Source organism: Nonlabens dokdonensis (genome assembly GCF_002162835.1).
Taxonomy (GTDB): Bacteria; Bacteroidota; Bacteroidia; order Flavobacteriales; family Flavobacteriaceae; genus Nonlabens; species Nonlabens dokdonensis_B.
The window spans coordinates 1-21894 of the sequence record NZ_MAAX01000039.1 but is presented as its reverse complement, the minus strand read 5'-3'; the positions used below and the strand labels follow the sequence as shown (position 1 = coordinate 21894).

The following is a 21894-nucleotide window of genomic DNA, read 5'->3' as shown; positions in this document are numbered from 1 at the left end:
TACGGATTAGTTACTATGTGTGTAGGAACTGGTCAAGGAGCTTGTGGAGTTTATGAATTTTTAAATTAAAAGACAAAAGCAATGTCAACAGAAACTATAGATAAAGCAATGATCCGCGGTGGACAGTTCATCGTTAAAGAATCAAATCCATCAGATATTTTTACTCCAGAAGATTTTTCTGATGAGCAAAAAATGATGCGTGAATCCGTAACTGAGTTTGTGGATAAAGAGATCGTTCCTCATAAAGAACGTTTTGAAAAGAAAGACTATGCGCTTACTGAAGAGGTAATGCGCAAAGCTGGAGAAATGGGATTCTTAGGAATCGCTGTGCCAGAAGAATATGATGGATTAGGTATGGGCTTTGTCTCAACCATGTTAGTATGTGATTATATATCTGGAGCAACTGGATCTATTGCTACAGCATTTGGTGCACATACAGGAATAGGTACTATGCCTATCACACTTTATGGTACGGAAGAGCAAAAGAAAAAATACGTTCCTAAATTAGCTACTGGTGAGTGGTTTGGAGCTTACTGTTTGACAGAGCCTGGAGCAGGATCTGATGCAAATTCTGGAAAAACGAAAGCAGAACTTACTGAAGACGGTAAACATTACAAGATCAATGGTCAAAAAATGTGGATCTCAAATGCAGGTTTCTGTAATGTGTTTGTAGTTTTTGCAAGATTAGAAGATGATAAAAATATTACTGGGTTTATTGTAGAGAATGACCCTAGTAATGGAATTTCCATGGGTGAAGAAGAGCACAAATTAGGTATCCACTCCTCTTCTACTCGTCAGGTTTTCTTCAATGACTGTTTAGTTCCTGTAGAAAATATGCTTGCTGGCCGTGGTGAAGGATTTAAAATCGCCATGAATGCACTAAATGTAGGTCGTATTAAACTAGCTGCGGCATGTCTAGATGCGCAACGTCGTGTAATCACTCTAGCAACTAATTATGCAAACGAGCGTGAGCAATTTAAAACGCCTATTGCAAAATTTGGTGCGATTAGAAAAAAACTTGCTGAGATGGCAACTAACGCCTATGTAGGTGAAAGTGCATCTTACAGAGCTGCAAAAGATATTGAGAATAGAATTCACTTACGTCAAGAAGAAGGAGCAACATTTGCTGAGGCAGAATTGAAAGGTGTAGAAGAATTTGCAATTGAATGTTCGATTCTTAAAGTTGCTGTATCTGAAGATATGCAAAACTGTAGTGATGAAGGTATTCAAATTTATGGAGGTATGGGCTTCAGTGCTGATGCACCTATGGAAGCTGCATGGCGTGATGCACGTATCTCACGTATCTATGAAGGTACTAACGAGATCAACCGTATGCTAGCCGTAGGAATGCTTGTTAAAAAAGCGATGAAAGGTCATGTGAACCTACTAGAGCCAGCAATGGCCGTGGGAAATGAATTGACTTCTATTCCATCTTTTGATACTCCAGATTTTTCTGAACCATTATCTGAAGAAATGGACATGATTAAGAAACTTAAGAAAGTGTTCTTAATGGTGGCTGGAAGTGCTGTACAAAAATTTGGAACAGAATTAGAGCAAAATCAACAACTGTTGCTAGCAGCATCAGATATCCTGATTGAAATCTACATGGCCGAAAGTGCTATTTTGAGAACTCAAAAGAACATCGCGCGCACTAGTGTAGAAGAGCAAAAAGAGCAAATAGCAATGTCTCAATTATATCTTTATAATGCTGTGAAGATTATTCAAAACAGAGCTGAAGAAGGAATCTCAAGCTTTGCTGAAGGTGATGAGCAACGTATGATGCTTATGGGACTTAAACGTTTTACTAAGTTTGTAAACCTTCCTAATATTATCGAACTACGTAATGTAGTTGCAGACAAAGTAGCTGGAGAAAAAAAATATCCTTTTACAATGTCGTAACTCTTTAAACAGTTAGTTTAAGTTAAGTTCAAACCGCTATTAGTTTATACTGATAGCGGTTTTGTTTGTTAAAATGGTTCAAGTATTAACAATACATAAACATCGATCGTTCATGCATATCATAAATTTGTAACCTATGAAACAATTATTTGAGAACTTCAATATAGAAAAAGGATTTGAACTCATCCTAGAATATGGTATACCACTTTTAAAGGCTATCCTTATATATATTATAGGTAGATGGTTGATAAAAAGACTGGTAAAAGTAGCAGGAAAGTTCATGAAATTGAGAGCTTACGATGTTACTTTAGAAAAATTTCTCCTTAACCTTATTAGTTGGTCACTTTGGATTTTACTTATTGTAACTATTGTAGGAACCTTAGGAATTCAAACGACTAGCTTTGCAGCGATTATAGCAGCTGCCGGACTAGCCATAGGATTAGCTTTACAAGGATCACTATCTAATTTTGCTGGTGGAGTTTTGCTGTTGCTATTTAAACCATTCAAAGTAGGTGATACTATAGAAGCACAAGGAATTACAGGAACTATAAAAGAGATTGATATTTTACAAACTAAAGTTGTTACCTTTTCCCGTAAACTTGCTATAATCCCTAACGGTCCTCTACTTAACGGTAATATAATTAACTTTAATGCAGAAGGTATTTTAAGGTGTGAGACTATGATAGGTGTAAGTTACGATGCAGATATACCTAAAGTTCTAGAAACACTAAGAAAACTCTGTACAGATCATCCTCTTGTTCTTGAAGAACCTGCTCCTATAGTAGAAGTAACAGAAAATGCTGGAAGCTCCATCAACATTATCGTAAGACCTTATACATTAACTGCTGATGTCTGGACTGTCAACTTCTATTTACAGAAAAATTTCAAACCTGCACTAGATGCCATAGGCGTTGAAATTCCTTATCCACATCAAGTAGAAATACACAAAGAAGGATAAAAAATATTCTAAATATAAAGAAGCCGCTTTTTAAACAAAGCGGCTTCTTTATATATATCCGGTGAGAAGCAATGTTTTGCTGATTAATAACCAACACTTCAAAAGACAAGGATCATTTTTACAATCTGATAATTAGGTTAATAGATTTGTTTTAAACAACCTATAAATTAATTAAAATGATTCAAAACCCTATTGTCGAAGCAGAAAATGCAGATATCAATATTGACTCCAGTGGATTCAGTATTGAGAACATTACTAGTTATGTTTTAGAGTACGGCGTGCCCTTATTAAAAGCCATATTAATTTACATAATAGGAGCATTTATTATTAAAAAATTAGTAAAAGTAATCTGCAAGTTGATGGAGAAAAGAGATTACGATCTCACATTGAGAAAGTTCTTAACTAATCTCGTAAAATGGATACTTACGGTATTACTCATAGTTACTGTTGCAGGTACATTAGGTATTGAGACAGCTAGTTTTGCAGCCATTCTCGCAGCAGCTGGACTTGCTATAGGACTTGCTTTACAAGGGTCTTTATCTAATTTTGCTGGTGGAGTTTTAATTTTAATCTTTAAGCCTTATAAAATAGGTGATTTAATAGAAGCTCAAGGAGAGCTAGGAAGTGTAAAAGAAATAGATATTTTAGTTACTAAGTTAATCACACCACAAAATAAACTTGCCATTGTTCCTAACGGTCCTATGGCAAACGGTAATGTGGTAAACTACACTGCTGAAGGTAAAATGAGAGTAGACACCACGGTAGGGATAGGTTATAGAGAAGATATGAAACAAGCCAAAGAAGCTCTCCTCGCTATGTTAAAATCTAATCCTAAAGTTCTTAAAGATCCAGCACCTTCTGTAAACGTGAGTGAGCTAGCAGATAGTTCAGTAAATCTTGCGGTTAGACCATATTGTAAACCAGAAGATTATTGGGACGTTTATTTCTGGACTGTTGAAAATACAAAGTTGACTCTAGATAAAGAAAATATTGAAATTCCATATCCACACGCTGTAGAAATTAAAAAAGAGGCCTAGTTTTTTAAGATTATTTAGTGTTTAAAGTCAGTTTTTAGGTAAACTGGCTTTTTTTTGATCTCGCTTTCGCGAAAGCGTGCTTCCTAAACAATTCCATTTAACAATTACTAAAGAAAAAGTTTCAGGTTTGCGCTTATCTTAGATCTCTAAAATGTAACATATGAAATTTTTATTACCCATTTTATTACTCGTATCCACGATTTCTTATACTCAAGTCCCTACAGAGCATCAAATGGACTTATATCAGATAATTGACGAAGTAAGAGCTGATCGTATCGAGAGCGATGTGCGTACTCTTGCTGGTTTTGGAACAAGAAACACTTTTTCTGATACCATAAGTGATTCTCGTGGAATAGGTGCTGCAAGAAGATGGATCAAAGCAGAGTTTGATAAAATATCTGCAGATTGTGGTGGTTGCCTTGAAGTTTTTTACCAAAAAGATCTAGTTACTACAGATATGGGAAGTCGCGTTCCTAAAGATGCTTTTGTGGTTAATGTAGTTGCTATACAACGTGGTACTACAAATCCTAATGACATGGTGATGATGAGTGGTGATATAGATTCTAGAGCTAGTGATACGATGGATTTTACCACTGATGCTCCTGGAGCAAATGATAACGCGAGTGGTATGGCTGGTACTATAGAAGCAGCAAGAGTTTTAAGCAAGCGTAAGTTTAAAAACAGTATCGTGTACGTAGGTTTGAGTGGTGAAGAGCAAGGATTATTTGGTGGTAAAGGTCTTGCTGAATATGCAAAGAAGAAAGAATGGAATGTCATAGGCTTTTTGAACAACGATATGATAGGAAATATAAAAGGTGTAGATGGAGTCATTGATAACAGAGAGTTCAGAATTTTCTCAGAACCTACAGACCCTACTGAGACAGAACGCCAGCGTAATGGTCGTAGGTTTTATGGTGGTGAAGTAGATGGTATTTCTAGACAGCTGGCTCGTTATATCCATAAGTCAGTAAAAGCTTATATGCCAGAAATGAAGCCTATGATGGTATATAGATTAGATCGTTTTGGTCGTGGTGGACATCACAGGCCTTTTGCTGATTTAGGTTTTCCTGGAATACGTATTATGGAAGCGCACGAAAATTATACACAACAGCATCAAAATATTAGAACAGAGAATGGGATTGCGTATGGAGATGTTGTAGAACATATTAATTTTCCATATGCTCGTAAACTTACAGCCGTCAACGCTATTAATTTAGCGCAACTTGCTTGGGCTCCTACTCGACCACAAAATGTGAAAATAGGTGGAATCGTAGAGGCAGATGCTAAATTAAAATGGGATAAGGTAAAAGATGCCGTTGGTTATAAAATCTACTGGCGTGATACGACTAGTCCAACTTGGGATCATTCGCGATATGTAGGAAATGTTACTGAACATACTTTAAAGGAAATTGTAATAGATAATTCATTTTTTGGAGTTGCAGCGGTAGGTAAAGATGGTATAGAAAGTATGGTGAGTTTTCCTAGTGGAGTTTTTAGGTAAATAAATCAAATATTATAAAGTATAAGCCTGTCTGTATTAGACGGGCTTTTTTTGTTAAACTCATTTGTTTATTGAATTAAAAATCAGTTACTTTAAAGATTAAATTGATAAATACCCTTTATGGGGTATGTTATGGCTTAACAATTTTATTCATTTTTATTAAATATAAAACCAACCATTATGAAATTTAAATTATCCCTTATCTGCATTTGTTTTATTCTATTAATCGCTTGTAAAGATTCAAACCGTAACAATGAATTAGACGATAACGAAGTTGAAAATACCTCGTTAACTGATAAGGCTAAAATGCAAGATGCCTTAATGTATAAATACTGCTCAATACTGGAGAGCGAACTACAAATAACAAAAAGTGTAGCAACACACAATATTGCAGAGACTGGATTAAATGTGAATGTAGGGCTTATTGGTACTTTTTACATGGACACAACGACTAATAAAGTTACAAAAATTGACTTTACATCAAAAAATGGTTTTAAGAATGTTAAAACAGCAACGTTTGAAATTATTGATGGAGAATATGCGTTAAAAATCGTTTTGTACAAATCGGCTGGAACAGGTAATACCTCAAATACTATTAACGGATCCATTCTAAATGACACGACTCCTAATAAAGATTTTAAGACTATAATCTATACTTATGAAGATGGCTTAGAGTGTTTTAAAAGGATGGATGATACATTAATCCCTCTTAAAAAAGGACATTCATTTAAAAGGCCTAGTATCAATAGTGGAAACTAAAACATTTTTAATACTTGTAATAGTAATAGGTCTATTCCAAAATTGTCATGCACAATCAGAAAAGTTAAATGATTTAGAGAGTTTAAATAAAAATGCTCATTTTGACCAATCTAAAACGCTCATTTCTGAAATTGACACTATTGGATTATCTAATGCAAACAAGGCTAGATATTATTATGAAAGTGCTATAACTACTTCAAATACTACTACTGATTTAGTACAGCCATATCAACTATTATTAAAGGCTAAAGATAAAGTTCCTAAAGATTCACTCAATTTTAGATTTAAAATTAATGATGAACTTATTTATACCTATCTATCTAGTGTTGAAAATGCGTTACCTTTTGAGGATTTGGTATCGGAGAATTGTCAAATCGCACAACTTACACAAGATCCTAAAATGCTTGTGAACTGTAATTTTTATTATGTTTATAATGAAGATTATGAAAGCGAAACAAGCATCAATCGCTCTTTAAGGTTACTTCGTGAATCTAAAAAGATTGCAAAAAACAATAACTTATCTAAACTTGTTAAAACTATTGAATTAAATTTAGGTATCGTACATGATCTAGCTAGTCATGGCGATTCTGCACTGCATTATTTTAATGTACTTATTCCTTACTATAAACAAATAGAAGATTTTGAAACTCTCAAAGATTTATACAATAGTAAAGGAATTACTTTAAAAAAATCTAAACAATACAAGGAGGCTATAATTTATTTTAAGAAAGCTCTCGAGGAACATTACCCTATTGAAAATCACGAAAAAATGGTAATGGTAACTAGAAATCTTGCGGATGCGTATTATCTAAACAACAATTATAAACGCAGTGCTACTTTGTACCGGAACAAAATAAGAATATCTGATTCCTTAAAAACTATCGATGCTGCCAGATCCTTAGAAGAATTAGAAACTAAGTTCAAGACAGCTGAAAAAGAAAAAGAAAATTTACAATTACAAGCAGATAAGAAAAATCAACGAACTCAAATATATCTGTTATTAGGTAGTGTAATTTTTCTAGCACTTCTGGGTCTATTCATTTATAACAACCAGCGCAAGAAAAAATTACTTGCTCAAAAAGAACAAGAATTAGAGAAACAAAGAGCAGATACTATTCTTAAAAATCAGGAGCTGGCTACTATAGACGCTATGATAAGCGGCCAAGAAAAAGAACGTAAACGGCTAGCTGAAGAATTACATGATAACTTAGGAAGTTCTTTAACTACCGTAAAATTGTATTTTGAAAATTTAAAAAGCAATGTAAAAGATGAGCAAGGTCTTGAAGTATATAACCGAACCGAAAAAATATTAGACGATACCTATGAGACTATAAGAAATATGTCCCATAATAGAAATAATGGTGTGCTCGCTAGTAGAGGTCTTATCCCTTCTTTACAGGCTCTAGCTGATAAAATTACGTCAAGTAATAAGCTTACTGTAGAATTAATTCATCACGGATTAGATAAAAAATTAGAAAGCAGTATTGAACTCATTATTTTTAGAACTGTGCAAGAATTATTGAATAATATTATTAAACATGCTCAAGCTACAAATGCTACTATCAATTTAACCTCATATGATGAGAATTTAAATATAATGGTAGAGGACAATGGTAGAGGCTTTAATGCTACGGTACTACCTGAGACTGATGGCATGGGTTTAATAAATATAGAGAAACGAGTAGAAAATCTTGATGGTACATTTGAGGTGGACTCTCATCCTGGAAGAGGAACAACTATAAACATTGATATTCCCTATTATGATCAAACTAATTATAGCTGAAGACCATGAATCCTTAATTGATGGTCTTAAATTACTTTTTAAATATGATGAAGAAATTAATGTCATAGGTACTGCAAAAGATGGTAAAGAATTGTTAGAGATCTTGAATCTTAAAATTGCAGATGTTGTTTTAAGCGATGTAAATATGCCTAGAATGGATGGTGTGACGCTTTGCACTAAAATAGGAGAAAGCTACCCTAATACAAAGGTCATTGCATTTTCTATGTTTGAAAATGAAGATGCCATAAGAGATATGGTAAAGGCAGGAGCCAGTGGTTATGTTCTTAAAAGAAGAGCCTTGAATGAAGTTAGAAAGGCTATTTTAAAAGTAGCTGCTGGTGAGCGATATTTTGATCCTTCCATTGATATAGAATCAATAGAAAAATCTGAAAAATCAAAAGCAAAAACAATTTTATCACCTAGTGAGCGAGAGATTTTAAAATTAATAGCACAAGGAAAAAGTTCCTCAGAAATTGCAGCAGAAAGATTTACAGCAGTAAGTACTGTTTCTAAACACCGTAAAAACATGATTCAAAAATTAGATCTTCATGGAAAAGGTGAACTTATGAGATATGCATTAAACTTATTTAAGCATTATAAATAACTCTTTCAATTGCTAGAGTAATTGTGAGAGATAACATAAATAATTTGAATCTCAAACTTTAACAATTTATACCCCTTAATGGGTATTTTAAGATTAAAAGAAGGTTCTTACTTTTACTGTATAATAGTAATAGGAAAAACAAAACAAATTTTTAGGGGGAAGAAAGTTCATATATCTATGACTTTCTCATAGAGCTGCCAGATCTTAATCTGGCAGTTTTTATTTTGATAAGATGTTACATTTAAATTGTTCAGTGATCTTCAGTCCTGATTTTACAATCTGCTCATTATTCTTAAGTATGAAGTAAAAATCAATAATTGTATCTTTGATTATTAATCTCAGTACATGAAAGTTTTAAAATACTCATTTATCCTACTCCTCATAATTATTATAGGAGGATCCATATTTTTCACGCTTAAAGATGGTTCTTACGATATTACTCAAAGTAGAACTATACAAGCGCCTCCACAAGTAATCTTTGAACAAATAGAAGATTTCAAAAATTGGGAAAATTGGAATCCATGGCTAGAAGATGAGTCTGTAACATCTACAATGGGAACACAAACCCAAGGTGTAAATGGATATTATTCCTTTACAGATGAATATGGTAATGGTAAAATGACAATCAATGGTATCGAGCCCAATACGTCTATTTCTATGGATATGTTTTACGACAATGGCATGACTGAATCTAATAGTGAAGTTACCATGAAATTGATAGAAGTAGAAAACGGCACAAAAGTAATTTGGAATACTAAAGGAGAACAAGGACTTCTAGATAAAGTTATTGGGACATTATTCGGATTTAATATGGAAGAGGAAATCACTCCTATGTATGAAAAAGGTCTAGAAAACCTAGAACAAGTAGTTTTACAACAAATGAAAGTTTTCTCTATAAATGTTGATGGGATAATTGAAACTGGTGGTGGTTATTTTCTATATATGTCTTCTAGTTCTAAATTAAATAACATCCCAGAATTAAAATCTCAAATGTTACAAAACATAATGTCTTACATGCAACGTAATAATATAGACATGTACGGAATGCCTAGAATCATTTATGAAAAATTAGATCCTTTAAATAATAGTACTATCTTTTCTGCTGCGGTACCTGTACAAAACCGAGAAATTACCGCTACTGGAAGTAACATCCTTAGTAGTTACCAAGAGCCTGGAAAAGCCGTTAAGGTCACATTAAAGGGATCTTATGATAATATTACAGCGGCATGGAATAAAGGTAAAGAGTTTATCAAACAAAATGGCCTTGAAAGATCAGAACTACCTATATATGAAATTTATAAAACAAATTCTGACTTAACACCTAATCCTGCAGATTACCTTACTGAAATTTATTTTCCTATACTTTAGATGAAAGCATTAATCTTAGTCTTTATTGGAGGTGGATTAGGTAGCACATTAAGATTCTACATATCTACCTTATTAAATGTAAACGAGTTCAAGTGGCTGCCTACACTAAGTGTAAATTTACTGGGTTGTTTATTACTAGGTGGTTTTCTAGCTGCGTTTCAAAAAGATGAATTTACCTATCATTGGTACGTGCTGCTAGGTATTGGTTTTTGTGGTGGACTTACCACATTTTCTACTTTTAGTTTGGAGCTATTTCTACTCATAAAAAATGCGACTTATATGACTGCCTTGCTATATATAGTTCTTAGCATTATTCTAGGCATTACAGCAGCTGCAATTGGGTACTCCTTTATTAATAAGCTCATCTAGGATTAGAATTAAAGTAAAGCGCTCTCTAATTTTCGTTCTTACTACTATCTTTCTTATTCATTTGATCCATGGCTTGTTGTAACTCTGTTTTACTAGGCTCTTCAGGTTTTTGTTCCTTAGAAAGCTCAGGTTCAAATGATAAAATAGCCCAATATGGAAAATGGTCACTACCAAAATCAACACCAGTCCCGAGATTTTTTAACCTGAATTCTGATGACGTTAAAATATGATCTAAAGACCATCTAAAAATAGGATACTGTGCATGATACGTATTATAGAAACCTCTTCCTATTCTTACATCTAATAATTTACCGACTGTTTTAGTTAATTGTGTACTATCAGACCAGGCAACATCATTAAAATCTCCTATTACTATCACTGGTAACTCAGATTCTTTACTGGCAAAAGCTATTTGCATTAATTCTTTATCACGGTCAGTACTGCGAGGATTATGTTGTGGCATAGGCGGCGTAGGATGTATGGCGTGCAATTGAACTAGTGCACCATTTCTCAGTTTAACCTTTGCATCTATGGATGGTATTTCAGGATCTACACGGTATTTAACAACACCATCTACTAACTCAAATTTTGAATACACCAGCATCCCATAAGTATTTTCTAGAGGCTCTTCAATTTTATAAGTATAAGAAGACCCTATATTGCTTTTTATCAAATTACTCCAGCGCTTATTAGCTTCTGTAAATACAATAATATCTGGTTGTTTTTCTCTAATTTCTTCAAATAATGGTTGACTCTCCTTATTTTTTTGAAGCAAATTTGCAGTATATATGCTCACCATATTTTCTGTTGCAATATCTTCAGAACTAGTTTGAACCTCTTCCGGAAAAAATGGTGTGTAATCTATAAATCTATATAGTTGAAATGAAAAGCACCCTAACAATATAACGATGTAAAAGTAATCGTTGATCCATTTTGGCTTGAAGGTAAAAAAATACAGTATTATAGCTAATAGGGTAAAACCTGTAAACTGCAAGTGTGGAAAATCAAATACTCTAATCCACCAATAATCTGCTGCCAGCAATGGTAATAGACTCATAACTGCTGCAATAATTCCTATAATCTGAAACGTTTTTCTCCACATAATTTTAAAGATAAGTAATCATTGAAGTAAAGTTTCCCTTCTTTAGGAAGATTTAATAAAATTCCTACATCACGTCTTAATATCTGTCATTGATAATTTAAACAGTAATGCAATGAAGCTTTGGAAGATGTTCCGCTTTCGCGTAAGCGATATAGAAAAAACACAATGAATATTTATAGATTAACGAGCTAACCTAAAGGAGATAGCAGCTATTAAGCTTGCTTTTCTGGTTTTTCTCCTAGGTTGTACTTAAAACCTAAGCCTATTACCTGACGTACCTGAAAACCTCTGATGGTGTTGTCATCATATATAGTCTGAAAAGCAAAATTACCGCTTATGTATTTATTTACTTTAAGAAATAAATTGAGTGTAAAGTCTATATCTACATTCTCTGGCTCATCGAGGTAATCACTGTAAAGGCTTAAAACATTTTCCATCTGTATATTCTTTGCCACCTCAAATTTTGAATAACCGCGTAATGCAGCGCCTACTTCCCATCTTGCGGTTTTGTTTGCCTCAACTCCAAAGAAAGGCTCATAATTCTCTAAAGCTTCTGGGTCGTTAACGTCTACGTCTGTAAATCGAGAAGCAACCGTTATTAACCTAGTAGTTGCTGGGGCAATATTGAGGTTGAGCGTTTTAGACTTTTTCCATAAAATCCCTAATCCTAGCTGAAAATAAGAAGGAGAAAAACCACCAGAAATTTCATTTCTATCCTGTATAGTTGTAGATAAACCGTCAGGATTTGTGTCTTCACGATTAAAAAATTCATACCCTGAAACAAGCTGTGTTCTAAAATTAAATATCGTACTGTAATTCCAGTTGCTTTTATTAATTTGATTACCTATGATACTATTAATTTCAAACCTGTCAGTCGTTTTACGTATAAATCGCTGATCTTTAACCTGCGACAGCCCAAATTCTGTAATCAATCTGGTATCCCAAGAAAACTTTTTTCTTTTAAATTGGAAATCATAATTTAAACTGATGTCTCCAGAAACATTAGTAACTCCACCACCTTGCCATTCCTCATTAAACGCACTTTGATTAAAAATAAAACTCACTCTACCCCAAGAAGCCCAATTAGATGGTGGCGTTTTAGGTATGCTATCTTGAGCGAGCGATGTTAAATGTATAAGAATGCAGAATGTAAATAGTATGAAGCGAGTCAAATCAAAATGGCTTTACAGCAAATATATTAAACCCTTCAACTTGGCAAAAACTACATCAAAACATTAAGGTTTCTTTAAGTTTTGTTTAAGGTAAGATTTCCGCTTTCGCGTAAGCAGAACATAAAAAAGCCTCTTCATAAGAAAAGGCTCGTAAATTTTTATTAAAAGCAGACTTCATCAGTTTAAACCAAAACCTCATTCTCGGCCTCAAGCAATCTTTCCACTAGATAAGCAGCATCTTTAGAAACACCACCCAAAGTGGCAGAGCCTCTCGTGTACATCCATGGCAATCCTATGAAGTATAAACCTTCAATATTACTAACACCACGGTAGTTTTTAGGATAATGATCTTCATCTAATTCTAGACCTTCAATCCAAGAAAAATTAGGTCGATATCCTGTGGCCCAAACGACATTTTTGATGGTTTTTACCTTTTTAGATTCAAAGATAATCTCGTTTTCTACCGCATTTTTAGTCCTTCCTACCGCTTCTACGTTTTCTCTCGATAATATTTCTTTTACATCAGTTCCTATGACCGGTTGTCTAGAAGAAATGATCTTTTTCCCCATCCAACTGTATTTATTAAAACTTAAAAAACCGGTTTTTGTAAACCACCACCAGATGGTTTTACCTAGGAATTGTTGCGGTATGGATTTAACGGTGGTATCTCCAGAAAAAAATACCTTTCTATTTCCACTAGCTGATATTTCATCGAGAATTTGATACCCAGAATCTCCGGCACCTACTACTAATGCATCTCCATCTTGCAATTGATGTAATCCTTTGTAATAATTACTATGCATTTGCACCACAGATTCTGCAATATTGCGATGGCATGGTGGTGTATAAGGTGTATGAAAAGGTCCTGTTGCGACAATAACTTGAGCTGCATGAAGAGTACCAGTATTGTGTTCCAAATAAAAGACACCATCTTTCTTACCTACTGAGGTAATCAAGGTATTTAATCGGACTGGTAGTGAAAAATGATTTACATAATCCTTAAAATATTGCGCCACTTCAACTTTACTGGGGTAATGTCCTTTGGGTGCTTTAAATTTAAAACCAGGTAAATGATTATACTCTGTAGTGGTAAATAGTTGAAGAGAATCCCAGCGATTGAGCCAGGACTCACCTATTTCTTTTCCACCATCAAGGATTAAAAAGTTCTTATCCTTTTTCTGTAAATGATACGCCATAGACAGTCCAGCCTGTGCTGCACCTATAATTATGTAATCGTATACTTTACTACTCATGAACTTTTAACTTCTATAATTTGAAAACTTTATACAAACCACGTTAAGAGCTTATTTACATATTTCTTCTATATTGTCCTCCTACTTCAAACAACGCCTCCGTAATTTGACCTAGTGTACAGATTTTTGTTGCTTCCATTAAATGTTCAAAGATGTTTTCCTGTTTTACAGCTGCCTGTTGTATGTTAGATAATTGTTCTTGTTGCGCTTTCGCGAAAGCGGTATGCAAATTATCCTTAGTAGCAATTTGAGCTTGTTTCTCTTCTTCCGTCGCACGGATCACCTCAGCTGGTAAAACGGTTGGGCTACCTTTAGAACTTAGGAATGTATTTACTCCTATGATTGGGAACTCGCCTGTGTGCTTTAACATCTCGTAGTGCATAGATTCTTCTTGAATCTTACTGCGCTGGTACATCGTTTCCATTGCACCTAGCACGCCACCACGCTCAGTGATTCTATCAAATTCTTCTAGTACAGCTGCTTCGACTAGGTCTGTCAGCTCTTCTATAATGAAGGCTCCTTGAATAGGATTCTCATTTTTGGCAAGACCTAATTCTTTATTAATAATTAACTGAATCGCCATCGCACGTCTTACAGATTCCTCTGTAGGTGTGGTAATCGCCTCGTCATAAGCATTAGTATGCAATGAGTTACAGTTATCATTAATCGCATACAGTGCTTGCAATGTCGTACGGATATCATTAAAATCAATCTCTTGTGCATGTAGTGAACGACCACTAGTCTGAATGTGGTATTTTAACATTTGAGCACGAGAGTTTGCTCCATATTTGTTCTTCATCGCTTTGGCCCAAATCTTTCTCGCCACACGACCTATCACAGAATATTCTGGATCAATACCGTTCGAGAAGAAGAAACTCAAGTTAGGACCAAATTTATTGATGTCCATTCCACGACTTAGATAGTATTCCACATAAGTGAATCCGTTTGCTAATGTGAAAGCCAATTGCGTGATAGGATTTGCGCCAGCCTCTGCGATGTGGTATCCTGAAATAGATACACTATAGAAGTTACGCACTTTTTCTTCTATAAAATACTGTTGTACGTCACCCATTAAACGCAAAGCAAATTCTGTAGAGAAAATACAGGTGTTTTGTGCCTGATCTTCTTTTAAGATATCTGCTTGAACAGTACCACGTACTTGTGCTAGCGTTTCTTGTTTGATACGAGCATAGTCTGCTGGATCTAAGATTTGATCTCCTGTCAATCCTAAAAGCATCAAACCTAATCCGTCGTTTCCTTCAGGCAGCTTGCTGGTATCAACCTGTCCATTTTTAGAATATACTTTTTCGCCTTGAGCGTTTAAATAAGAAGGACGTTCTACATTATTATCATCATAAACCTCTTTAAGCTTTGCCTCTACTTTATCGCCTAGACCATTCTCAGTGATAAATCTTTCACAATTCTGGTCTATCGCTGCGTTCATAAAGAATCCTAACAACATAGGTGCTGGACCATTAATAGTCATAGAAACCGAGGTCATGGCGTGTGACAAATCAAATCCAGAATACAATTTCTTTGCATCATCTAGACAGCAAATACTTACTCCAGCATTACCGATTTTTCCATAAATATCTGGTCGCAATCCTGGATCGTTACCGTATAAGGTCACACTATCAAAAGCAGTACTTAAACGTTTTGCTGGCATTCCAAGACTTACATAGTGAAAACGCTTATTTGTACGTTCTGGTCCACCTTCACCGGCAAACATTCTTGTAGGATCTTCACCTGTTCTTTTAAACGGATATAATCCTGCGGTATAAGGAAATTCTCCTGGTACATTTTCTTGCAAACACCATTTTAAAATATCGCCCCAAGCGCTATACTTAGGTAGTGCAACTTTAGGAATCATTTTATGAGAAAGTGACTCGGTATGCGTTTCAATTTTTATGACTTTATCACGTACTTGAAACTCATAAATAGGCTGCTTGTATTTATTTACTTTTTCATCCCAACCGGTAATTACTTCCCAGTTATATGGATCAAGGTCTTTTAATGATTTGTTGAATTGGGCGATTAGAAGATTCATAAAATCTGCATCGTCTGCTAAAACAAGAGATAAAATGTACTCTTCATTTAATCCTTTATCAGTAATTAAACGCTCTCTGTTTTCTACCGCAGGTGCGTTTTCATTTTGATCTAATAAAGTATTGACCGTTTGAAAAACGCCATATAATTTCTGTGCTACTTTAGATTGAGATGCGGCAGTATTATCATAAGCTCTGTTACTTTCTGCGATTTCACTTAGATAACGTGTTCTCGATGGTGGGATCACAAAGATTTTCTCACTTTGTGCTTTATTGAGTTCGTTTTGTGAACTTAAATCTACACCTGTTTTTTCTGTAACCTCAGCCATTAGCGCTTCATACAACGCATTCATTCCTGGATCGTTGAATTGGCTGGCGATGGTTCCATAAACTGGTAGAGTTTCTGGATCTGCTTCCCAAAGGTTATGATTGCGCTGGTATTGTTTTTTTACATCGCGTAATGCATCTAGTGAACCACGTTTATCAAATTTGTTGATGGCCACTACGTCTGCAAAATCAAGCATGTCGATTTTCTCTAGTTGTGTCGCTGCACCAAATTCTGGTGTCATTACATATAAAGACACATCGCTGTGTTCTAAAATCTCAGTATCGCTCTGCCCTATTCCACTAGTTTCTAAAATGATTAAATCATAGTCTGAAGCTTTTAATACATCTACGGCTTCTTGCACATGTTTAGAAAGTGCTAGATTAGATTGCCTAGTTGCCAGAGACCTCATGTAAACACGATCGTTATTAATAGCGTTCATGCGTATTCTATCACCTAATAATGCACCACCAGTTTTACGTTTTGATGGATCTACAGATATGATTCCTATATTTTTCTCTGGGAAATCGATTAAAAACCTGCGTATTAATTCATCTACAAGTGATGACTTTCCAGCTCCACCGGTTCCTGTAATTCCTAGAACTGGTGCCTGTTTTTCAGTTTTATCGGCTTCTGCAAAATGCTTTTCAAAGTCCTCGTGACGGTTTTCTGCTAGCGAGATTAATCTAGCAATGGTCGGAACATGGTTTTGGAGCAATTCGCCGTTTAATTGCGCTTTCGCGTCCTGGTCAGTTGATTCCTTAACAGGAATGGGTGGAACAGGAACATCACATTGCTTCACTAAGTCATTAATCATTCCTTGTAATCCCATCTCACGTCCATCATCTGGTGAATAGATGCGTGTGATTCCATAATCCATCAATTCTTGAATCTCTGATGGTAGAATCACGCCACCACCACCACCAAAAATCTTGATGTGACCAGCACCTTTTTCTACAAGCAAATCACGCATGTATTTAAAATACTCGTTATGTCCACCTTGATAAGAAGTCATTGCGATACCATTTGCATCTTCCTGAATAGCAGTGTTTACCACTTCTTCTACACTTCTATCGTGACCTAAATGAATGACTTCACAGCCGGTAGACTGAATGATGCGACGCATGATGTTAATAGCAGCATCGTGACCATCAAAAAGACTGGCAGCCGTTACTATTCTTACTTTATTTACTGGAACGTATGGAGTTTGATCTTGCATTATGATAATCTCATTTTATGGTTTGCAAAATTACGAAATCGATAACGTAGTAAGAGAGATTGTTTTTAAACTTTTACAATTATTTATAGTCATAGCTTAAAGCATATACTGTTTTACTATTTTAGAGACTTAACTCATGACTATGAAAACTACATTTTACCTATTATATTCTATTATTTGTTTATTTGCTTCTTGTAGTTCTAGCGATGATAGCAGCGATAATATAATTGATGATCCAGTGGATTCGACATATTTCCCTCCATTAACTGGTGACACATGGGAGACAACTTCTCCAACAGATTTACAATGGGATAATCAAAAGCTTACTGAACTTAACACTTTTTTAGAGCAAAATGAGACACGAGCTTTTATTGTTCTAGTTGATGGTAAGATTGTGGTAGAAAAATATTGGAATAATGACCTATTAGGTCAGCCGTTTGATGTGAGCAGTACTTGGTACTGGGCAAGTGCTGGAAAATCTTTAACTGGCACTTTAGTAGGTATTGCTCAAGAAGAAGGTTTTTTAAATATCGACGATAAAAGTTCTGATTATTTGGGGAATGGATGGACCAGCATGCTACAAGTTAAAGAAGATTTAATAACCATAAAAAATCATTTAACATTCACCACAGGAATAGATTATAACGTCACAAATCAAGAATGTTATGACCCATCGTGTTTCAACTATCTTACTGATGCAGGAAATGAGTGGTACTATCATAATGCTACCTACTTAATTGTTCATGATATTATTGAAAATGCCACTGGTATGACTAATAATCAATATACTAATACCGCCATTGCAAATAAAATAGGTATGACTGGATTCTGGACAAATACAGCTCAATCGAGCAATGTGTATTTTAGCGACGCTAGAAGTGCGGCACGATTTGGTTTACTTACACTAGCCGAAGGTAATTGGGATGGCACTACCATATTAGGTGATAGTGCTTATTTTAATGCCATGACAAACACCTCGCAGAATATCAATGAAGCTTACGGTTATTTATGGTGGTTAAATGGGAAAAGCACCTTAAGATTTCCAGGATCTACCGCAACAATTCCTTCATCCCTAACACCATCTGGCCCATCTGATATGATTAGCGCGCTAGGAAAAAATGGACAGTTTATAGATGTGGTACCTAGTATGAATATGGTAGTTATAAGAATGGGTAATGAACCATCTGGTAGTTTAGTACCAGTTACTTTTCATGATGAAATGTGGGAAAAATTAACAGAGGTAATGGAAAACTAAAGTTTTGGTAATTTCAAAGCTGTATTCTTTCTGCACTTTATCTTTACCTTTTTTATTTAAATTAATTAATTGAGAAATTACAGAAGATACAGTCGTATAGGAATAGCTACTAAAGGAGTAGTTTTTGGCTTAATGGGCATTATGGCACTCATAACAGCTTTTCAGTTGAGCTATGCTCTTAAAGGTGGTGATGATGTATTGCAATGGATTTCTAGATTAACCTACGGTAGAGTCCTACTATTTGCAATGAGTATAGGACTCGCCGGATATATTTTCTCAAGATTCTACTTGACGTTTAACAAGCAAGATTATGATGGTTCTCATGAAAAACCTCTATATCGTAGGGCTGCCTATTTCATTAATGGGTTAGGTTATTGTTTGTTACTTTTTAGCTGTTTAAAATTACTTTTTGGCATGCCAGATGAGTCTGGCGATGATGGTTGGAAAATTGTCTTATTACAAACTATTTGGGGAAAAATCATTGTATTTATAATTGCTACTGGACTTGCTGTAAGTGCTGTAAATGAATGGTGGATTTCATTTTCTGTTATGATGGATAAAATGATGCATAAAGAAGAACTTACTGATACACAGTATAAATACCTTATGTTGTTAGGTCGTATAGGACGTTTCAGTAGAGGAATAGTATTTGGTGTGTTTTCCTATATTATGTTTAGATCTTTATATTACGGACTCAGAAATCTACCTAAAGGCGCAGATGCTGCATTCCAATTCATGAGTGTTCAGTACGGAGCGGTTATCATGGGAATAGTAGCCTCTGGACTAACTTGTTACGGCCTTTATCTTATTTTAAGCGGTAAACACCGTAACATTCCTATTAAATAAATCTAGATTTGAATTGAATTCATTTTTTAGTAATTGCGCTTTCGCGAAAGCGGAATTATAAAACAAAAATCATATTATTCTTAGAAAGTCTAGTTTAGTTTTAACTCTTTGTCCAGCTTCATAAATAGATTCTTGAAAGTAAAACTTCACAAAATATTAAGATTTGAAAATTCTATCTTCACGAACTGTATGAAGAATTTTATTTTTACCTCTACGATTATATTATTATTCTTATCAACTGCTGTTGCTCAGGAGAATAGACTTGCTCATAAGCAACCTAACACTGCCGAAATCTATCACAATATTGAGAAGTTAGGTTTTTTAGGAACCGCATTATACGTTGCTGCACATCCAGACGATGAAAATACCAGACTTATATCATCGCTGGCTAACGATAAAATGGCAAGAACAGCTTATTTATCCTTAACAAGAGGTGATGGTGGACAAAACCTTATAGGTCCTCAACTGCGAGAGCAATTAGGAATGATAAGAACACAAGAACTTCTAGAAGCAAGAAATGTAGACGGCGGGCAACAGTTTTTTACACGTGCAAACGATTTTGGTTATTCAAAGCATCCTGATGAAACTTTAGAAATATGGAACCAGCAAGAGGTGATGGAAGATATGGTTCAAATTATAAGGGAATTTAAGCCAGATGTAATTATTAATAGGTTCAACCATCGCACTCCTGGAACAACTCACGGACATCATACGACTAGCGCCATGTTAAGTATGAAAGTCTTCGAATATGCAGCAGATAAAACAGTGTATGCAAATCAATTAAAAAATCTAGACACCTGGCAAGCGCAACGCATATTTTTTAACACGAGCTGGTGGTTTTATGGCAGTCAAGAAGCTTTTGAAAAGGCAGATAAAACAAATCTTCTAGAAATAGACGCAGGTACCTATTATCCGCATAAAGGGTTATCTAATAGCGAAATAGCAGCTCTAAGTAGAAGCCAGCACAAATCTCAAGGCTTTGGCAGTAGCGGTTCTCGAGGTACTCAAACTGAATATTTAGAATACCTGAAGGGTTCTTTCCCTACCGATAAATCTGATTTATTTTCAGGTATTAATACCACATGGACACGTGTGAAAGGTGGTAGCCGCATACAAACTCAATTAAATTCTATTATAGCAAATTATAACTTCAAGAAACCTACAGCTAGTATTCCTGACTTATTGAAGTTGAGATCACAAATCTCTAATCTCAAAGAAGAGCACTGGAAAAACATCAAGCTTGAAGAACTAGACCAGATTCTTCTTGATATAACAGGTGTTTATCTAGAGGCAAGTGTTGCTACTAATACCGCAACCGCAGGAGAATCGCTAGAGGTTGCGATAGAATTGACTAATCGATCTGATCAAGAATTTAAAGTTAGCCTACTCTCTAATCAATTAGTTACCATTAAAGAAAAGTCCTTTTCTTTAGATCAAAATGAAAGTAAAAGAGTTTCTGGAAAACTTCAAATTCCTGCCATTTATGAAGCTAGCACTCCATATTATTTAAAAGAGAAAGGCACATTGGGAATGTATAGTTTTAAAGATCGCAGTCTTACAGGTTTACCAGAGAAACAAAGTGAGTTTATGGTCAGAGCGCTCATCGAACTCAATGGAACAGAGCTTTATCGAGAAATTCCCATCATTCATAAAAGAACCGATCCAGTACGAGGAGAAGTTAATGAACCATTTTATATCGTTCCAGAAGTAGCAGTAAGTATAGAAAATCCTGTTTATGTATTCTCAGGAAATACGATTCAACCTATTCAAGTAACTGTAAGCGCTAATAAGAGGATAGAAAATGGTACTCTAGAGCTTTGCCATCCTGATCAATGGATAGTAACACCTATGAACTTTGCGATTAAGGCACTAGAGAAAGGAGAGAAAAAGACCTTTACTTTTCAGGTGAAGCCACCTCAAAATGCTAGTAGAGGTTTCATCTCTGGATTAGTGAAATTAGGTCTTAAAACCTATTCTCAAGAAGTGATAAGTATTGATTACGATCATATTCCAGACCAGCAACTAGTGAAAGATAATGAGTCTCAAGTGGTAAAACCTGGACTTCAAAACAGAGCGCAAACCGTAGCTTACATCAATGGTGCAGGAGATGATGTAGCACAAGCGATAGAAGCAATAGGTAGTAAAGTTTTTAAATTTGAGCCTAGTGAAGTTCCTTCAGACTTGTCTAAGTATGATGCTGTTGTTATAGGCATTAGGGCTTACAATGTTGCCAAAGAAGATATGGCAGCGTTACAACCTAGATTAGATTCTTACGTTAAAAATGGCGGTACACTGCTGATGCAATATAATACGAGCAGGAGAATAAGCCCAGATGCTTTAGGGCCTTTACCTATTACGCTTTCGCGAAAGCGAGTAACTGACGAAAATGCTACCGTAAA

Annotated in this window: 16 protein-coding genes; 12 read left to right on the top strand and 4 right to left on the bottom strand. The window is 35.1% G+C overall.

The window, feature by feature from the left end; translation table 11 throughout:
• The first annotated feature begins 81 nt into the window (after positions 1-81).
• From A9Q93_RS02485 to crcB, 9 genes are all read left to right on the top strand, one after another.
• A complete protein-coding gene (locus tag A9Q93_RS02485; protein WP_303685802.1) occupies positions 82-1899 on the top strand; it encodes an acyl-CoA dehydrogenase family protein in 1818 nt (605 codons plus the stop codon).
• A 136-nt stretch (positions 1900-2035) separates the two neighbouring features.
• Entirely contained in the window at positions 2036-2857 is an 822-nt protein-coding gene (locus A9Q93_RS02480) for a mechanosensitive ion channel family protein (protein WP_303685801.1), read from the top strand.
• A 176-nt stretch (positions 2858-3033) separates the two neighbouring features.
• Entirely contained in the window at positions 3034-3894 is an 861-nt protein-coding gene (locus A9Q93_RS02475) for a mechanosensitive ion channel family protein (protein WP_303685800.1), read from the top strand.
• A gap of 160 nt (positions 3895-4054) precedes the next feature.
• A complete protein-coding gene (locus A9Q93_RS02470; protein WP_303685799.1) occupies positions 4055-5395 on the top strand; it encodes a M28 family metallopeptidase in 1341 nt (446 codons plus the stop codon).
• Positions 5396-5575: 180 nt separating this feature from the next.
• On the top strand, positions 5576-6154 hold the full coding sequence (locus tag A9Q93_RS02465) for a hypothetical protein (RefSeq protein ID WP_303685798.1): 579 nt from the start codon (positions 5576-5578) through the stop codon (positions 6152-6154).
• Entirely contained in the window at positions 6144-7937 is a 1794-nt protein-coding gene (locus tag A9Q93_RS02460; protein WP_303685797.1) for a sensor histidine kinase, read from the top strand. Before A9Q93_RS02465 ends, A9Q93_RS02460 begins: the two co-directional genes overlap by 11 nt.
• Entirely contained in the window at positions 7915-8541 is a 627-nt protein-coding gene (locus A9Q93_RS02455; protein ID WP_303685796.1) for a response regulator transcription factor, read from the top strand. The genes A9Q93_RS02460 and A9Q93_RS02455 overlap by 23 nt, the downstream gene beginning before the upstream one ends.
• Positions 8542-8886: 345 nt before the next feature.
• Positions 8887-9909 (top strand): SRPBCC family protein, encoded by a 1023-nt coding sequence (locus A9Q93_RS02450; protein ID WP_303685795.1) that lies wholly within the window; start codon positions 8887-8889, stop codon positions 9907-9909.
• Entirely contained in the window at positions 9910-10278 is a 369-nt protein-coding gene (gene crcB / locus A9Q93_RS02445) for a fluoride efflux transporter CrcB (RefSeq protein ID WP_303685794.1), read from the top strand.
• A 25-nt stretch (positions 10279-10303) separates the two neighbouring features.
• On the opposite strand, the gene A9Q93_RS02440 is transcribed toward crcB, so the two are convergent.
• The 4 genes from A9Q93_RS02440 to A9Q93_RS02425 form a co-directional block, all read right to left on the bottom strand.
• A complete protein-coding gene (locus tag A9Q93_RS02440; RefSeq protein ID WP_303685793.1) occupies positions 10304-11380 on the bottom strand; it encodes an endonuclease/exonuclease/phosphatase family protein in 1077 nt (358 codons plus the stop codon).
• Between the two features lie 212 nt (positions 11381-11592).
• The gene (locus A9Q93_RS02435; protein ID WP_303685792.1) at positions 11593-12552 is read right to left on the bottom strand and encodes a DUF3078 domain-containing protein; all 960 of its coding nucleotides are present in this window, start codon (positions 12550-12552) and stop codon (positions 11593-11595) included.
• A 182-nt stretch (positions 12553-12734) separates the two neighbouring features.
• Positions 12735-13805, bottom strand: a complete 1071-nt coding sequence (locus A9Q93_RS02430) for an NAD(P)/FAD-dependent oxidoreductase (RefSeq protein ID WP_303685791.1) — start codon at positions 13803-13805, stop codon at positions 12735-12737.
• 55 nt (positions 13806-13860) lie between these two features.
• Positions 13861-17394, bottom strand: a complete 3534-nt coding sequence (locus tag A9Q93_RS02425; RefSeq protein ID WP_303685790.1) for a methylmalonyl-CoA mutase family protein — start codon at positions 17392-17394, stop codon at positions 13861-13863.
• Positions 17395-17536: 142 nt separating this feature from the next.
• Between A9Q93_RS02425 and A9Q93_RS02420 the strand changes: the two genes are divergently transcribed.
• The 3 genes from A9Q93_RS02420 to A9Q93_RS02410 all read left to right on the top strand — a co-directional run.
• The gene (locus tag A9Q93_RS02420) at positions 17537-18649 is read left to right on the top strand and encodes a serine hydrolase (protein WP_303685789.1); all 1113 of its coding nucleotides are present in this window, start codon (positions 17537-17539) and stop codon (positions 18647-18649) included.
• A gap of 69 nt (positions 18650-18718) precedes the next feature.
• The gene (locus A9Q93_RS02415; protein ID WP_303685788.1) at positions 18719-19495 is read left to right on the top strand and encodes a DUF1206 domain-containing protein; all 777 of its coding nucleotides are present in this window, start codon (positions 18719-18721) and stop codon (positions 19493-19495) included.
• A 189-nt stretch (positions 19496-19684) separates the two neighbouring features.
• A partial coding sequence (locus A9Q93_RS02410; protein WP_303685787.1) for a PIG-L family deacetylase occupies positions 19685-21894 on the top strand: 2210 nt, incomplete at its 3' end.

What these genes read in the sequence shown, in the direction of transcription:
- A9Q93_RS02485 (WP_303685802.1), top strand. Translation starts at nt 82, where the DNA reads ATGTCAACAGAAACTATAGATAAAGCAATGATCCGCGGTGGACAGTTC.
- A9Q93_RS02480 (WP_303685801.1), top strand. Translation starts at nt 2,036, where the DNA reads ATGAAACAATTATTTGAGAACTTCAATATAGAAAAAGGATTTGAACTC.
- A9Q93_RS02475 (WP_303685800.1), top strand. Translation starts at nt 3,034, where the DNA reads ATGATTCAAAACCCTATTGTCGAAGCAGAAAATGCAGATATCAATATT.
- A9Q93_RS02470 (WP_303685799.1), top strand. Translation starts at nt 4,055, where the DNA reads ATGAAATTTTTATTACCCATTTTATTACTCGTATCCACGATTTCTTAT.
- A9Q93_RS02465 (WP_303685798.1), top strand. Translation starts at nt 5,576, where the DNA reads ATGAAATTTAAATTATCCCTTATCTGCATTTGTTTTATTCTATTAATC.
- A9Q93_RS02455 (WP_303685796.1), top strand. Translation starts at nt 7,915, where the DNA reads ATGATCAAACTAATTATAGCTGAAGACCATGAATCCTTAATTGATGGT.
- A9Q93_RS02450 (WP_303685795.1), top strand. Translation starts at nt 8,887, where the DNA reads ATGAAAGTTTTAAAATACTCATTTATCCTACTCCTCATAATTATTATA.
- crcB (WP_303685794.1), top strand. Translation starts at nt 9,910, where the DNA reads ATGAAAGCATTAATCTTAGTCTTTATTGGAGGTGGATTAGGTAGCACA.
- A9Q93_RS02440 (WP_303685793.1), bottom strand. Translation starts at nt 11,380, where the DNA reads ATGTGGAGAAAAACGTTTCAGATTATAGGAATTATTGCAGCAGTTATG.
- A9Q93_RS02430 (WP_303685791.1), bottom strand. Translation starts at nt 13,805, where the DNA reads ATGAGTAGTAAAGTATACGATTACATAATTATAGGTGCAGCACAGGCT.
- A9Q93_RS02425 (WP_303685790.1), bottom strand. Translation starts at nt 17,394, where the DNA reads ATGCAAGATCAAACTCCATACGTTCCAGTAAATAAAGTAAGAATAGTA.
- A9Q93_RS02420 (WP_303685789.1), top strand. Translation starts at nt 17,537, where the DNA reads ATGAAAACTACATTTTACCTATTATATTCTATTATTTGTTTATTTGCT.